Annotated in this window: 18 protein-coding genes and 1 tRNA gene; 8 read left to right on the forward strand and 11 right to left on the reverse strand. The window is 52.9% G+C overall.

Annotation, left to right across the window (positions count from 1 at the left end):
- Positions 1–6 precede the first annotated feature (6 nt).
- Positions 7–1371 (reverse strand): carboxylate--amine ligase, encoded by a 1365-nt coding sequence (locus L1I42_RS16385; protein WP_236114289.1) that lies wholly within the window; start codon positions 1369–1371, stop codon positions 7–9.
- 325 nt (positions 1372–1696) lie between these two features.
- Positions 1697–1772 (reverse strand) — tRNA-Thr (locus tag L1I42_RS09485).
- A gap of 170 nt (positions 1773–1942) precedes the next feature.
- Between L1I42_RS09485 and L1I42_RS09490 the strand changes: the two genes are divergently transcribed.
- Entirely contained in the window at positions 1943–2719 is a 777-nt protein-coding gene (locus tag L1I42_RS09490) for an NAD kinase (RefSeq protein ID WP_236114290.1), read from the forward strand.
- A gap of 11 nt (positions 2720–2730) precedes the next feature.
- Here the strand turns inward: L1I42_RS09490 and L1I42_RS09495 are convergent, their stop codons facing one another.
- The 3 genes from L1I42_RS09495 to L1I42_RS09505 form a co-directional block, all read right to left on the reverse strand.
- The gene (locus L1I42_RS09495; RefSeq protein WP_236114291.1) at positions 2731–3939 is read right to left on the reverse strand and encodes a DUF2336 domain-containing protein; all 1209 of its coding nucleotides are present in this window, start codon (positions 3937–3939) and stop codon (positions 2731–2733) included.
- Positions 3940–4032: 93 nt separating this feature from the next.
- The gene (locus L1I42_RS09500) at positions 4033–4854 is read right to left on the reverse strand and encodes a hypothetical protein (RefSeq protein WP_236114292.1); all 822 of its coding nucleotides are present in this window, start codon (positions 4852–4854) and stop codon (positions 4033–4035) included.
- A 64-nt stretch (positions 4855–4918) separates the two neighbouring features.
- Positions 4919–5497 (reverse strand): nitroreductase family protein, encoded by a 579-nt coding sequence (locus tag L1I42_RS09505; protein WP_236114293.1) that lies wholly within the window; start codon positions 5495–5497, stop codon positions 4919–4921.
- A 123-nt stretch (positions 5498–5620) separates the two neighbouring features.
- On the opposite strand from L1I42_RS09505, the gene L1I42_RS09510 reads away from it, so the two are divergent.
- A complete protein-coding gene (locus L1I42_RS09510; RefSeq protein WP_236114294.1) occupies positions 5621–6589 on the forward strand; it encodes an RgsD C-terminal domain-containing protein in 969 nt (322 codons plus the stop codon).
- A 67-nt stretch (positions 6590–6656) separates the two neighbouring features.
- A complete protein-coding gene (locus L1I42_RS09515) occupies positions 6657–7166 on the forward strand; it encodes a hypothetical protein (protein WP_236114295.1) in 510 nt (169 codons plus the stop codon).
- A 1-nt stretch (position 7167) separates the two neighbouring features.
- On the opposite strand, the gene thrS is transcribed toward L1I42_RS09515, so the two are convergent.
- From thrS to L1I42_RS09530, 3 genes are all read right to left on the reverse strand, one after another.
- Positions 7168–9126: a threonine--tRNA ligase gene (thrS, locus tag L1I42_RS09520; protein ID WP_236115029.1), complete on the reverse strand. Its 1959-nt coding sequence runs from the start codon at positions 9124–9126 to the stop codon at positions 7168–7170.
- A gap of 86 nt (positions 9127–9212) precedes the next feature.
- Entirely contained in the window at positions 9213–9521 is a 309-nt protein-coding gene (gene yidD, locus L1I42_RS09525; RefSeq protein WP_236114296.1) for a membrane protein insertion efficiency factor YidD, read from the reverse strand.
- Positions 9518–9961: an iron-sulfur cluster assembly scaffold protein gene (locus L1I42_RS09530; RefSeq protein ID WP_236114297.1), complete on the reverse strand. Its 444-nt coding sequence runs from the start codon at positions 9959–9961 to the stop codon at positions 9518–9520. Before L1I42_RS09530 ends, yidD begins: the two co-directional genes overlap by 4 nt.
- Positions 9962–10129: 168 nt before the next feature.
- Here L1I42_RS09530 and folE point away from each other — a divergent pair, with 168 nt between their 5' ends.
- Together folE and hisI are read left to right on the forward strand one after the other, a co-directional pair.
- Positions 10130–10756, forward strand: coding sequence for a GTP cyclohydrolase I FolE (gene folE, locus L1I42_RS09535; protein WP_236114298.1), 627 nt, complete (start codon positions 10130–10132; stop codon positions 10754–10756).
- A gap of 47 nt (positions 10757–10803) precedes the next feature.
- A complete protein-coding gene (gene hisI / locus L1I42_RS09540; RefSeq protein WP_236114299.1) occupies positions 10804–11250 on the forward strand; it encodes a phosphoribosyl-AMP cyclohydrolase in 447 nt (148 codons plus the stop codon).
- 3 nt (positions 11251–11253) lie between these two features.
- Here the strand turns inward: hisI and L1I42_RS09545 are convergent, their stop codons facing one another.
- The gene (locus tag L1I42_RS09545) at positions 11254–11994 is read right to left on the reverse strand and encodes a rhomboid family intramembrane serine protease (RefSeq protein WP_236114300.1); all 741 of its coding nucleotides are present in this window, start codon (positions 11992–11994) and stop codon (positions 11254–11256) included.
- A gap of 201 nt (positions 11995–12195) precedes the next feature.
- On the opposite strand from L1I42_RS09545, the gene L1I42_RS09550 reads away from it, so the two are divergent.
- The 3 genes from L1I42_RS09550 (at position 12196) to L1I42_RS09560 (ending at position 14366) form a co-directional block, all read left to right on the forward strand.
- Positions 12196–12852, forward strand: coding sequence for a PAS domain-containing protein (locus tag L1I42_RS09550; RefSeq protein ID WP_236114301.1), 657 nt, complete (start codon positions 12196–12198; stop codon positions 12850–12852).
- A 91-nt stretch (positions 12853–12943) separates the two neighbouring features.
- Positions 12944–13573 (forward strand): PilZ domain-containing protein, encoded by a 630-nt coding sequence (locus L1I42_RS09555; RefSeq protein ID WP_236115031.1) that lies wholly within the window; start codon positions 12944–12946, stop codon positions 13571–13573.
- Between the two features lie 175 nt (positions 13574–13748).
- Complete coding sequence (locus tag L1I42_RS09560; RefSeq protein ID WP_236114302.1) at positions 13749–14366, forward strand: transglutaminase-like cysteine peptidase; 618 nt, start codon at positions 13749–13751, stop codon at positions 14364–14366.
- Positions 14367–14442: 76 nt separating this feature from the next.
- On the opposite strand, the gene L1I42_RS09565 is transcribed toward L1I42_RS09560, so the two are convergent.
- Positions 14443–14871, reverse strand: a complete 429-nt coding sequence (locus tag L1I42_RS09565) for a gamma carbonic anhydrase family protein (RefSeq protein ID WP_305067708.1) — start codon at positions 14869–14871, stop codon at positions 14443–14445.
- 103 nt (positions 14872–14974) lie between these two features.
- Positions 14975–15298, reverse strand: coding sequence for a DUF6949 family protein (locus tag L1I42_RS09570; RefSeq protein ID WP_236114304.1), 324 nt, complete (start codon positions 15296–15298; stop codon positions 14975–14977).
- Positions 15299–15429: the final 131 nt, after the last annotated feature.

Below are 15429 nucleotides of genomic sequence, written 5' to 3' on the forward strand. Positions count from 1 at the left end.
TGCCCTTTAACTCACCTTACGGTCATTTGAGTTCCGTTGATCAAATTGCGAATCAAGCTCGCGCTCATTTCCCGCCCCGACATATTGTTGGTCATCGCGCTGCGAAGGCAGCACACGCCGCTCAGGCTTGCCCTGCTTAAACCATTTATTGCGCCGCAAAAACCGCCCGCCTAGGGCAAAATACTCAAGGAATGCCGGTTTCAAATCATCCCAAACAAAACTGTCTGACACCTCAACACCGCGCATGCACCGCACCAAATGCTGGACCGTTTCGCCAATGGCGAAAAAGGGCAAAAACCGGTTAGGCCGACTGTCGTCTTCGATATAGTGGATCATAGACAACATGAGATTTCGGCCCACAACACCTGTGCGATATTCACGTTTGAAGCTGCCGCGCCCAGACGGCAGATGGACATCGAGCAACATGGCTGGAAAATCTACACCCAAGGCAAGCGGCAAAGGCATTGATCCCCAAGGGCGCGCATTGACTTCCAAGAGCACCCATTTGCCGGTGTCCGCTGACCGCCGGAATTCATACATGGCCACGCCATTTAGCTTCACAGCCTCCGTGAGGCGAGTGACGGCCGTAAGCATTTTTTCGTCCAGCTCTTCACTAATACGGACTGAGCTCGATCCGCCACCCGGCTTCTCGGTAAGCCGTTTATGTTGAAAAGCTGCAAGAATGCTACCATTGCGCGCGGCAACTGAAACACCTAGGCCCTCGGCTGCCCCCTGCTGTGGAAAGACCTGCTCGACAAAATAGACGTCCTCATCTTCAATAGCGGCCAGAGCTTCGATCAGCGCTTCGCGGGTGGCAATCGCCACAACATCGCCACGCACCTCCAGGCTCTGGACAGAATATGATCTGCGCGCCTTCAACATAAGCGGCAATCCATACCGCGCGATCAATTCGTCTGCATCCGCCCCCGGAGCAACCGCCTCACCAGGCGCAACAGCCACCTCCAGCTCAGTGGCCAAGCTACGGGTTTCAATCTTATCGAAAAAACGTGCCATCGCCATTTCACCGGGATGGGCCACTTTAAAGCCTTCCAGTTGATCACGCTGGGCAAATAACGGCAGCAATGACCGTTCGCAACACGGGATCACAAGATCAAAATTATGCGCCTTGTTGAGGCCGCGCATCGAGCTGAGCCAGCTCTTCGTCCAACTCCCGACACGGGGCAAGTAATGGACTTTTCGAATATACTTGGAGGTCAAAGCTGGCGCGTGCCAATCAAATGGTGCGGCATGAACTTCAACACCCTGCCGCCCCAAAGATCGGGCGCAAGCCAAAAAGGCACGCATGTCGTCGCCAATCAGCAGCACTCGCCGATGAGTCTGGGCCTCATTGTTTGATACTTGCTTTGTCACGTCCCGCACACCTTACCTTTCGCACTTTCACCTAAGCCACAATTTGGTTAAACAAATTACAAATTTAAAAATGAATTGGTTTCCAGCGTGGCGTAATGCAGGCACGTCGGTGTCATAACACAGTTACAAACTACACCTTCATGACGAGAAACGCATTAAAAGTTGATTGTTAAGGTTAAGAGGGAGCCACCCCAAATTGCGCACCTTAATTGCCTGACAATAAAAGCTTTTTTTGAGGACTTAATCCAACAATGTTGCGACGGATCGCAAGCAATCCCTGAGTGGATTCACTCAACTACTGCAGGACATTTAAAGGGGGAAAAACTGGTGCCGGCTGAGAGACTTGAACTCCCGACCCACTGATTACAAATCAGTTGCTCTACCAACTGAGCTAAGCCGGCTCCGCGCGCTTGCTAGCACCCAATTTTGTTTTGCGCAAGCCTGATTTTTGAAAAATTTCCCAAAATTTCCGACCACCTGAACAAACCTTGGCTTTTTCTCTGAATGAGGCTTTCACATCCCGCCCCGAGTGTGCAATCTATACCCAACCGCATTGGCAAGGATAACAAGCGTGCCGCAAAAAAAGTTCGAGAAAATTTGCTTTATCTCCAATGGCTCTGACCAGTCCAAGGCAGCGCTGCAAGAGCTTGTGGTGCTTTATGGCAATTGCGAATTCGATGAGGCCGACATTATCGTTGCCCTTGGCGGTGATGGGTTAATGCTGGAAACGCTGCACCGTGTGATGGATCGCGGCATACCGGTCTATGGCATGAATTTCGGCTCCATCGGTTTTTTGATGAACGAATATCGCGTGGAAGATTTGCGCGACCGGTTACATGCCGCCGAACAAAGCGACATACACCCTTTGCGGATGCGGGTTGTCGATAAGGACGGGGCAACACATGAGGCCCTGGCACTCAACGAAGTCTCCCTGCTGCGTGCATCCTATCAGGCGGCCAAGCTGCAAATTCTAATTGACGGCAAAACGCGTCTCGATGAACTGGTGTGCGATGGCATATTGGTAGCGACGCCTGCTGGATCCACCGCCTACAATTTGTCAGCGCACGGCCCTATCCTACCTATCGATTCACCGCTTCTTGCCCTCACGCCCATTTCGCCCTTTCGACCCCGGCGCTGGCGCGGGGCCATCTTGCCAAACAGGGCCGAAGTGACGCTTATACCGCACGAGGTCGACAAACGCCCCGTAAATGCGGTGGCCGACAGCAAGCCTTTCAAGAAAATCACGAAAGTTTCGATCAAAGAAGACCGCACCCACAAGGTCACACTGCTATTCGATCCCGGTCACAGCCTGGATGAGCGCGTGCTCAACGAACAATTCGGCTATTAGGCCTTTTTTATTTAAGCTGCAGGCAACGCGAGTGCTTCACCGCGCAATTGCGTAACCGACAACCGAGCCTCTTGAGGCACTTGATCGCAGAACGTTGCCATAACGCCCCTCGCCGCGTTGCGGGCGAGAGTGACATTCATTTCATTCAAATAGGCGAAAATCGCCTCCAGCGCCTCAGGCACATCCCCGTCATACTCATCAATAAGCGCTGAGATCAATTGCGACACAACGAAATGCCGTGCCGCTTGATCTATGGCGAGATTATGAGGGCGCGCCAAAAGCACCAGGCGACACATAAGGTTGCCGATAGGCGCATCGAATCCGGCTTTGTGGAAAAGCGCATGCATGCCCCGGCGAGAGCCTTTGCCCAGCGTGGCGGCGACACGAACCTGCGGCACTTTGGCCAACTGCCCCAAACACGCGGCAAAAAAACTGTGACGCCCATACAAATAGGCATTGATCAACAAGCGCGGCGTCAACCGCTCGCTTTCGATCAGCGCTTCAATATAGGCGTGGGCACTTTGGCCCTGCGAATCGTTGCCGATATGTGTGGTGGCATCATCCACCAAATCTCGCATCATGCGCTTTAAACGCGCCGGTTGTATGGCCCCCTTAACAAACCGTGTCCGAGCCAGATCCTCTGCAATCTGCTCAGTCAGCAAATAACGACCTGCGGCAGGCAGAACTGGTTGGGCCAACAATAAGCCACGCATTTCTGAATCATCCGCCCAGCGATCACACAGTTCCAGCAGACTTGCTTCAGACAAATGCGCATCTTGGCTTTCGATCAAACGCCGATCCACTTGTTTATTCTGCTTGGCCAACAATGCAGCCGTGAGTTTTGGCGATAAATCCTGACGACCTGCAATTGATAGCAATACGGGCTCATCCGCGGCCTTCGCCAAAACGTTCAAATCCGCCTCGCGCAAAACAGGCGAATATTGCACCACAGCTGTTGCGATTATCGGATCATCCTGCACCAAAGCAAACATTACCGGACGTGGCGCGTGCACCGAGCGCAGCAATTCATAAGCAAGGGCGGCCCGCACCTTGACGCTGGTATCATCCAGAAAACTCAACACCGCCGCATATAGCGCTGCATGTTCATCGGCTGGCCCGTCATGATCCAAATAGGCCCGCGCAGCAATACGCGCCGCCTGCCCGCGCTCTTCAGCATGGGGAGACTGTGAAAGATCAAGATAATCTTGATAAGCAAGCACGCGATTTACCCTTGTGACTCAAATCTTGAGACCAACCTAGCGTGCAAGAATTAAAGAAGCGTTCACCATAAATCGGGTGGCGAGTGACCGAACTCATTTCTTATATAAAGAACTGAAAAAACTCTGTTTCTTAGCGCCGCTATCCGCGTCATCCGTTTGATAGCTGTTGGAAGGAACACCGGTCGGCCGATAAAGCGATTCAAATGGATTCACCAAGCTCGCGGGCTGGCGCACGGCAAATGGCCCTTTATTATCCAGCGCCATTTGTTGCGCCGCGAACTGGGTTGCCGCAGCCTGATCCGCATTTTCCGGCGCATGATGACGCACCAACACCTGATACACCTCTTTAATCGTTCGGGGCTGATCCCCTTTATAAAAAATCGATCGATTGGCGCGCGCCTGCGGGCCAAAATGATCTGCGGCTATGGCGTTGGGCTGCTCCAGCCCTAATTCAAACAGTTTTTCCGCGCCGCCTGCCCCCAAAAAGTGCGCAATATAAAGCTCACCAGGGCTGGGCATACGACCAAACTTGTCCTTTAAATAGTCGCCATTGCGGCGGGTGAAGGCGGCCGCAAGATCGGCAGCCATCTCCGGGTCTTCGCGCAACGCAAGAATACGGGATTTTTCCTGCGGGTTGATCACCTCATAGCCACGATCAGAACGCCTGATCTTATTGGCCAGATCACCATAACCCAACTTCGGCCCCTCTTCTTTGATCACCTCCAGCCAGGTGCCTTCCAAAAACTGGAACAGACCAACCGCTGAGGAGGTTGCTGCCTTGGCCTCAGGATCTAGTGAGCTTTCGCGCATCGCCGTTTGCAGCAAATAACCAAAATCCACACCATTTTTGTCCCCCGCGCGGGTCAGCGCTCGGGTCAATTCTGGCGAAAGGCTATTCGGGTCGATGGTGGGCACAAAACCCTCGCAACTTTTTGATTGTTAAGGTGTTAGAGTAGCAAATTTTGACGCGTTTGCCCAACTATTCATGCCAGTAGCTCACCACATCGCGCAGTTTCGGCCTGTCGCGCTCTTGCGGCGGCACCTCTGGCGTACCGATATGGACAAAGCCCACAAACTGCTCCCCTTCGTGTGCGCCAAGCATGGTTGCCGCCTCGTGATCAAAGCTGAACCAACGAGTAACCCAATGGGCGGCATAGCCGTGCGCGTGCGCTGCATGTACCAGGTTAAAGCACACGCAGCCCGCAGAAAGAAGCTGTTCAAGCTCCGGCACTTTCGGATGGGACTGAGGCCGCGCCAACACGCCGATGGTCACTGGTGCGGGCAAAAAGCGTTTCCGCTCGACATCCAGCATTTCTGCATCCGCTTCAGGATGTTTGGCCTGCCAAATTTTCGCCAGCTTCTCACCAACAGTTTCACGCATTGCACCCTGATAAACCACCATCCGCCAGGGCGCGATTTTGCCGTGATCTGGGACGCGGATACCAATTTCCATAATCTGATCCAGCTCTGCCACTGTCGGGCCCGGACTGGACAGAAAAGGAGCTGTTACAGAACGGCGGGTTTTCAGATACTCAATGAGCGAGTCGTGTTGCGTCATCAGTCAGTCCTTTATTGTGCATTTTTTCTAACCAATTTAACCAATTGCACTTATGTCATAGCTAATGCACATTCTGAATACGCATTGCCAAAATTTGAACCAAATCTAAGCTAAAGTGCACCTATGGTCATCACAAATCGCCCGTCTCGTTTATTGGCAGCTTTTATTGCCCTCTCGCTCAGCCTTGGTGGCATTGCCGCTTACGCGCAGGAAAGCGCCCCCGTGCCACCACCGCGGCCCCCAGAGCAAGGCGGCAACCCCGAAAACGCGCCCGCGACTTCGGTTGACCCGGAGGAAGCGACGCCAGCAATAACCCGCACACCGCCGACCCCTGGCAAACCACAGCCGGTAACAATCGCCGCCAAAGTGGCCGAGGATGGCGACATCATCCCGCAAGGCATTATTTGGCGAATCTTTAGCACAACACCCAACGAACAGGGTGAGTTGGAATTGCTCGACAAAACGGACGAAACCCCAGCTGTTTTCAGCCTTTCACCGGGACAATATGTGGTCCATGCTGCCTATGGCCTGGCGCAGGCATCCGACACAGTCACCGTGGAACCCGGCCCGAATCAATTGGACATCATTTTGGATGTTGGCGGGTTAAAACTAAACGCCGCGATCTCAGGCGATATCGACATCCCGGATCGGTTTGTCCGTTTTAATGTGCACACCCGCGATGCCGAGGGACAATCTGTGCTGGTCGCCCGCGCCGTTCAGCCTGACCAAACATTGCACCTCAACTCAGGCACCTATTCTGTCACCTCCTATTTCGGCAATGTAAACGCCACGGCAAAAGCAGACCTGCAAGTTAGCCCCGGGCAACTCACAGAAGCCACTCTCTATCACAAGGCCGCGCAAGTCACTTTCAAACTGGTCTCCGAGCCGGGTGGCGAAGCCATTGCCGACACCAGCTGGATTGTCAAATCCCTAGCGGGTGAAACCGTTTATGAGGAAGCAACAGCTTTCCCGGCAACTGTGTTGGCGCAAGGCGAATATATTTTGTTGGCGAAACTTGGCGATCGCGTTTTCAACCGAGAATTTGAAGTATTGCCCGGATTGCCGCGCGAAATCGAGATCATCACCGAATAGGCCCGCGCAATTAACTAATCTAATTGAGGAGCAAGCGCGTAGATAACCCAACACAATGGAGTTACCTATGCGCACCTTATCGCTAACTTTTGCAGCCCTTTTGTCGCTATTTATCACAGCCAATACCGCTCTTGCTCAGCAGTTCCCAAATATCAGCGCCAAAGATCTGAATGGGCGCAGCGTCAATCTACCTGCAGATTTTAATGCCAACCGCTCGCTCCTGTTTATCGCATTCGAACAGGAACAACAGGCTCAGGTGAACACGTGGCTGCCCTTTGCCCAGCAGCTGGAAAATGCGGGGCAAGCCAAATTCTACGAACTTCCCGTTCTGCCTTCAGCGTTGCGCTTGATTGGTGGTGCAATTGAAAACGGCATGCGGTCGGGCATCCCGTCTCAGGCGACCCGCGCGAAAACCCTCACGCTTTACACCAATGTAACGCGTTTTCGCAAAAATTTAGGACTAGGTGGAAAAAATCAAATCTATGCTGTGGTCATTGACCGGCAAGGCCGCGTATTGGCCGTGCAAAGCGGCGCATATTCATCAGCCAAAGCCAATCAAATACGCGCCGCTCTTTAATCTATTTCAAGTCAGGAGGTGTGGCTTCCGCCGCTAAAGAAGCAACCGCTTCATCAACGCTCACGACCTTCTGGCCTTTTTCGCCAAGGCGACGAATGGAAACGGTCCCCTCTTCGGCTTCCCGCTCGCCAAGCACCAGAATGGCGGGCACTTTCTGGGTGGAGTGTTCCCGCACCTTATAGTTGATCTTTTCGTTGCGGAAATCCGTCTCGACCCGCAAGCCAGCCGCTTTCAGCTTTTCCACGACCTTCATGGCCGCTGGATCAACGTCAGAAATGATGGTTGCAACCACCGCCTGTACTGGCGCCAGCCACATGGGCATCCGGCCCGCATGGTTCTCGATCAAAATGCCGATAAAGCGCTCAAGCGAACCCAAAATAGCGCGGTGAAGCATCACGGGCCGTTGGCGAGAGCCATCCTCCGCGATGTAAGACGCATCCAAACGCTCGGGCAAAACAAAGTCGAGCTGCAAGGTGCCGCACTGCCAGGAGCGGCCAATAGCATCCTTCAAATGGAACTCCAGTTTTGGCCCATAAAAGGCGCCCTCACCCTCGGCGATTTCGAACTCTCGACCAGTCTGGCGCAGGGCGTCACCTAGCCCTTTCTCAGCCTGATCCCAAGTTTCATCGGTGCCTGCACGCGTATCAGGGCGTGTCGCCAAAAGGATTTTCACCTCGGTAAAGCCCATGTCCTCATAAATGGAATCGAGCAATGCACAAAAGGCCTCGGTTTCTGAAGTGATTTGATCTTCCCGACAGAATACGTGCCCATCATCCTGAGTCATTTGACGCACGCGCATCAGCCCGTGCAACGCCCCATGCGCCTCATTCCGGTGACAACAGCCAAACTCAGCGAAGCGCAGCGGCAGATCGCGATAGGATTTGATGCCCTGATTGAACACCTGAATGTGCGCCGGACAGTTCATGGGCTTCAACGCCATCAATTTGGCTTCGGGGTCTACTTCCAGCTGGTCGGCGTCAGATGAAAACTCAAGATCCGGCACCACAAACATGTCCTCACGGAATTTACTCCAGTGGCCTGACTTTTCCCAAAGTTTGCTGTCCATCAGCTGCGGGGTTTTAATCTCTTTATAGCCTGCAGCGTTCACCTTGCGGCGAATATAGCTTTCCATCTGATTATAGATGTTAAAACCCTTTGGATGCCAGAACACTGAGCCCTGCGCCTCTTCCTGCAAATGGAACAGGTCCAGCTCTTTGCCCAACTTCCGGTGGTCACGCTTTTCCGCTTCCTCGATCATGTGCAAATAGGCTTTAAGCTGCTTTGGGTTGGCCCAGGCGGTGCCATAAATGCGCGACAACATCTTATTGTTGCTGTCCCCGCGCCAATAGGCTCCGGCCACCTTGGTCAGCTTAAACGCCATGCCCACATCTTTAGTGCTGCGCATGTGTGGACCACGGCACAAGTCAAACCATTGACCTTGCTTATAAATCTTCAAATCTTCATCGCCGGGAATGGCGTCGATCAATTCAACTTTGTAATCTTCGCCCTTGGCCGCAAAAACCCGTTTGGCTTCTTCTCGATCCCAAACTTCCTTGGTGAACTCAGCGCCGCGCTCTATGATTTGAGCCATCTTTTTCTCAATGGCCTCAAAATCCTGCTCGGTAAAATGCTGATCGCGGGCAAAGTCGTAATAAAAGCCATTCTCGATTACGGGGCCAATGGTCACCTGAGTGTCTGGCCACAATTCCTGCACCGCTTCCGCCAGCACGTGCGCACAATCGTGACGGATCAGCTCCAATGCCGCCTCGTCATCACGCTGCACAAACTCAATGGCGCAATCTTCATTCAACGGGTCGGACAAATCGGACAATTCGCCATCGATACGCATGGCCACAGTTTTCTTGGCCAACGACTTGGAAATGGACTCAACGATGGTGGTGCCGGTGGTACCCCGAGGATATTCTCGAATTGCACCATCAGGAAACGACACATTGACCATGATCTTTCTCCATTTCATCTCGTCAATCGCCACGCGCACTATTGCGCTGTGGTCCGTCAAAGGGCTTGCTTTAGCATGTTTTGAAATTATTTCCAGCGCCCAAACCGCCAAGGGGCATACCATTTTGCCTTTTTTGGCAAATTGTCAGGTACAGGATCAAATCCATCCGTGCCACCGGGCCGGCATCGATAGATGCGCGCTGCCCCCATCCACCCGCCGGGCCAAAAGCCATGTTGTTTGATTGCGAGCAAGGTAAACTCGGAGCAACTTGGCGCGTGCCGACAGGTGCGCCCCATAAAGGCCGACAAGGTATAACGGTATAGAGTGATCAATCCGATAGCACTCCAGCGAAAGGGAAAATCTAGGATACGCCCGATCCAATGCAACAGCTTCATGCGCTTTTGGCTTGCTGCTCAATTTGGTCCAGCGCATCGCAGATCGCTTCAAACACCAGCATTACAGATGCATGGCGTTGCGGAAAATCTCTCACCGGCTCCAAATATTTCAAATCTTCAAACCGGCCCGTTGGCGGGGGTCCGTTGCTCTTCAGCATCGCCTGCATTTGTGTGCGCACCAGGCGCAGCTCATCCGGGGTCGCACCAATAATATGCTGCGCCATGATCGACGCTGCGGTTTGGCCCAGCGCACAGGTTGCCACCTCATGGCCATAGGCGGCAACCACGCCCTTTTTCAGAATCATATCAATTTCGATTGTCGAACCACACACCCGCGAATGCCGCCGAGCGCTCGCATCTGGTGCATCCAAACGCGGCAGATCGGGCAGATTGCCCGCATATTCAAGAATTTTTTGATTATAAATATCGCCAAACGACATTGTGAACCTGCCTAAGCGCCAGACTACTTGTTTCTTTTTAGGTAAGCATCATATAGTGCAGGTCAAGCAAAACCAAGCCAGTGCCCGGAATTTCACTTTGGCGTGTGAAATGGCAATCCGTTCAGTCGCTGGCTCCGTATAAAAGGTCGACGCCATCAGGAGATGATTATGGATGCGACCATCAAACCCCTAAAAAAAGAAATATCTGAGCCCAAAACAATTGTTCGCCCTTCCCGCGAAGAGGCAGAACAGGCCGTGCGCACATTGTTGGCATGGGCTGGCGAAGATGTGTCCCGCGAAGGGTTGCAAGAAACCCCGAAACGGGTGGTTAAAGCCTATGAAGAATTCTTTGAGGGCTATCGCCTCGATGCTGAGGAAGTGCTCAACAAAACCTTCCGCGATGTCGGCGGTTATGATGATATCGTGCTCGTGAAGGACATTCCGTTCTTTTCACATTGCGAACACCATATGGTGCCCTTTGTCGGCAAGGCACACATCGCTTATTTGCCGACCGACAGTGTGGTGGGCCTGTCCAAGCTTGGTCGCGTAACAGACGTGTTTGCCAAGCGTTTCCAGACGCAGGAAAACCTCACCCAACAGATTATTGACGCGATCAATGACAGTCTTAATCCGCGCGGCGCGGCGGTTATGCTTGAAGCAGAACATATGTGTATGTCGCTGCGGGGCGTGAAAAAGCACGGCGCCATAACGTTGACCCAGCGGTTTACCGGCGTATTCGCAGAAGAACCGAAGGAACAAGATCGCTTCTTCCAGCTGCTGGCCCTGCAAAAATAATCAAAATCGATATAGAATTCCTCATAGGCGCATCCTATAAAGCGCCTATGAGCAAAATGACCGATCCCAAATCCCTATCGAAAACCGAACTTGAAACCGGCCCCGCCTTTGCACCCCGTTTGGACGCAAATGGGCTGATTCTTGCCGTTGTGACTGACGCGGAATCAGATGCCCTTCTAATGGCCGCCTATATGAACGAAGAAGCGCTCAACCTGACTTTCGAGACCGGCTACGTTCACTTTTTCTCTCGCTCGCGCAACAGCTTATGGAAAAAAGGCGAATCATCAGGCGAACTCCTGGAATTCGTGGAGATGAGAGTCGATTGCGACCAGGACATATTGCAAGTTCGCGCCACCCCTGCCGGCGCAGGCGCCACCTGCCACACGGGCCGCAAAACCTGCTTCTACCGGACGGTTGAAAAAACGGCGGATGGATATGTGGTCGATAACCTCGGGATCGACCCGCTGTTCGACCCGGCAGAAAAATACAAATAACGGTTAAAACAACCGCCGCTCCAGCCAAGCGACCGCGAAGAACCCTGCAACGAAGCCAGCTATATGTGCTTCCCACGCGACATTCGCGCCTTCCATGCCCATGAGCTGTGGGAACAGACCGAACAGCAGGTTCACCCCCATCCAAACGACAGTGAACCCTACAGCCCGCTGGTCTTTCACCAATTCCGATGGTGAGGCCAATCTTCGACCGAGAATGCGCACCTCACCGGTTTCCTCATCTATTTCCTTTAAAAGCGGTTGGTACATAAAGCGCAGCGCGCCCCCCATCAGCGCAGAAACCGCACCGGACGCGCCAATCAATATGCCCGTAGTGTTATGATGCACCAGCATATACCCGATGACCCCGCCAATCAGGCCCAGTCCGAACACAACTGCAAAGCCGAGTGGCCCATAACGACGCGAGATCGGCGTGCCGAAAACAGCGAGCCAAAGCATGTTAAAAGTTAAATGCATCCAGTCCGCATGCAAGAACCCATGGGTAAACGGCGTCCAGAATAAGGCCCCCACCCCGCCAGGCATTTCCGGTGCATATTGCAACCGCACAGGTGCAAAGCCAAAAGTTAAGAAAAAGCGGTAAAGTGACTGATCGGTCAGAATAAGATTCGCGCTAAAATGCAACAACACCATAAACAGCACCAGCGCAGTCACCACCGGCGGCAGATTGATCGCAGGCGGATTTTTACCCGAATTCTGGGGGTTTTGCTCATTCTGGGGATTATTCATGTCGACTCCAAAGTGGGTAAGTACCCGTTTATGCCCGCTATTTTCGAATTTTTCCACACCTTGCCCACCGCGTTAACCTTAATAAAGGTTTAAGGGCGATTTTTCTGATCGTTTGAGTCACATTGGCCCCAACGACAAATCAAAAAATGCGGCGTCGAAATTCACAACAGAATTGACGAACCAGTGGGGCGAAACGAGACCATGCAAAAGCTAAGCACGCGCACACTATATAATTATTGGAACAACCTTCGGGGCACACGCAGCGCACCAGAGCGTCGCGATGTAGACCCTACAAAGATTCGTCATGCGCTGGCCAATACCTTTATTCTTGAAGCGGACAATTTGGGCACAGGTTTTAACTTCCGCCTGGCGGGCTCTCATATTTGTTCTGCCTACAATCGTGAACTGAAAACACGCCCCTTTCTTGATCTGTGGCGCCGCAAAGATCGTGACGCGATTGAAACGCTGATCAAGGCGGTTACCGACGACCATGCCGCCGCATTGGTGACTTTTACCGGCACCAGCCAGCACAATCATCCACTGTCTTTTGAAAGCATCTTGCTCCCCTTGCGCCACAATGGGGCCACCAACACCCGCATCATTGGCGCAATTACCGCCATTGAAGAGCCCTATTGGTTCGGCACCCACCCGATTATGGACCAGAAAATCACAGGTCTGCGCCTGATCTGGCCTGACGATCATCCCACAGACTTGTCTGGGCGCGACATGCAGGCAGAAGTGCCACCAGAAAATGATTTGGTAGATCTGCAAGAAAATTACGGCGGTCAGGTGTCTGTTTTTGGGCGTTCTGCCCGACGCTACCAGCACTTGGCAGTGATTGACGGCGGCAAACAATAAGGCCGAAACAAATCCTCAACACTTACATTCGGTTAACCAAAAGCCGATAAGGTTTATCCACGATCTTTCTTTTGTGGATAATCTTGTTGGTATGTTGAACGTGACCGCTCAGAAATATGGTTCTTCCGTGGCGCCCAGCTTCGACCCCTCTCGCTTTCAAAGCGTAAAGGTGTCGCTTCTCGGGCGCTACATGCTTGAGGATCGTCGCGAATTCCCCTGCCAGATTATTGAGATGTCACCGGGCGACGCACATGTGATTGCCCCGGCCAGCGGTAAATTAGGCGAAAAAATCATTGCCTATATTGACCATGTGGGTCGCATTGAGGGCAAAATTCTCGATCTGATCGATGGTGGTTTCCATATGGAAGTCTGTGTGTCGCCGCGCAAACGAGACAGCATTGCTGCTCAGCTCACTTGGTTTGCCAACAAAGATATCTTGAACCTGCCCGAAGATCGCCGCCATGACCGACAGGTCCCAGATATCCGCCATTCCAGCATCATTCTGGATGATGGCCGCAAATATAATTGCAAGATCATCGATATCTCATTGTCGGGCGCGGCGGTGGAAATTGATGTGCGCCCCCAAATGGGCACACCTGTCACGCTGGGCCGGATGCGCGCCCGGGTCGTGCGCCATTTTGATGATGGCATTGCGGTGGAATTCTCTTCTGTTCAAGAAGTCTTCTCAGTCGTACAGCGCAATTTGCACACCGGCTACTAGCGCCCCCCCCCAATCCAATTGGACATTACAAGCCCCGCGGCCCCGCCGATCGGGGCTTTTTCATGCTTAACGGGTGTTGAATCTTTTGGCTCAAGCTTGATTTAAACCCCACCATTTTTTTTCGTTAGGGGGAAAAGTCTCTTCTTCATTCTGGTCTCTGTCAGGGAGATTTGAAATGAAGATTTTAAACGCGAAAGTACGCAAATTAGCCATGGCCGTTGCCGCATTGCCCGCCCTTTGGTCGGCACCAGCGCTGGCCATTACCGAAAACCAGGCCTTTGTATTGGATGTGCGCGAAACATCTATTCCCATTGGTCATGCACAGTTTTGCCAATCTCGCCCGGCAGAGTGCGGGCAAAACAATGATCTCATCACATATGAAACGCTCACCCAAGCCAAATGGGATGAACTCCTGCAAGTGAATGCCCATTGGAATAGAGCCGTTCGCCCAATCAACGATATCGATCTGTATCAGACCGAAGAATTCTGGACCTATCCCCGCCAATATGGGGACTGTGAGGACTATGTTCTGGCCAAACGCCGCAGCCTGATCGAGCGCGGCTGGGCGCCGAGCACCTTGCTGATCACCGTGGTCAAACAAGCCAATGGCGAGGGGCATGCTGTGCTAACTGTGCGCACGGACAGAGGCGACCTGATCTTGGACAATCAGGAAGGTCTGATCAAAGTCTGGAGCGAAACCAACTACACCTATATCAAGCGCCAATCTCAGCAGCATCAAGGTCGCTGGATGGAACTTGCGGACAATCGCGAGGTGATCCTCGCGTCACGATAATTCGGCCACCCTTCCAACCCCTGACACTCTCGGCCGAATAGAAGGGTCAGCTTCCCCGAGCTGGCCCTTCGCCCTTTCAGTCAGGATCTTTGCACAACCCCGCGGCGAACAGTTGAGCCCGTTCAATATAGCGCTGTGCTTGATCAAGTCGCGCCTCGATTGAATCAACTTCCAACGTTTTCTTCACCCGCCCCGGCTGCCCCAACACCACTGAGAATGGCGGCACTTTGGTCCCCTCGGTCACGATCGCCCCGGCGCCAATAATGCTGCCCTCGCCAATCACCGCGCCGTTCATCACAATCGCGCCCATGCCCACCAGTACGCCCCGCTCGAGCGTGCAGCCATGCACGATGGCGCTGTGGCCGATCGTGCAATAATCACCAATCAATGCAGGAAATCCGGGATCGCAGTGCACAACAGCATTGTCTTGCACATTGCTGCCTTTGCCGATGGAAATTATGTCCGCATCACCGCGCAACACAGCACCGAACCAGATGCTCGTCATGGATGCCGCTCTCACCTTGCCGACAACCGAAGCATTAGGTGCCACGAACATGGCCTCAATCTGGGGGCGATCCGCCCCGAGTTGGTAAAGCGGCGACATCGGCCTACGCGCCGATTACGGCCAAAAAGACGCTGAGGGCCAAAAGACCGGTGATAAAGCTCCAACCAAAAGCGATAAAGGCAGACAGCAAGACACTACTCATCGATAGAGAGTTTTGTCCGTCGCTGCGCCATCCCAGATGTAACATGATCATGGGGCCACACATGAAGCTCATCAATAAATGCCCGAGGGAGCCAAGATAGGTTCGCCCGTCAAAGCGCAACATCGCCTCCTGTTTGAACACCATCTGATAAAAATAGGTGCCCACACCAGCCACGGCCAGCCCAACGGCAACAATATATAGCGCAATTAAAAATTCGATGGACATCGCTTCCCCGCTCGCAACTTGGCAATTTCTTAACGTTTTATTAAACATATTTCCGCCTACATCAAAAGTCACGTCCCATTGATGCGCATGGTTAATGCCGAAAGTTGGAAGTTGGCCCGTACAAAAAAGAA

Origin of the sequence: Maritalea mediterranea (assembly GCF_021568695.1) — a bacterium.
GTDB classification, from domain to species: Bacteria; Pseudomonadota; Alphaproteobacteria; order Rhizobiales; family Devosiaceae; genus Maritalea; species Maritalea mediterranea.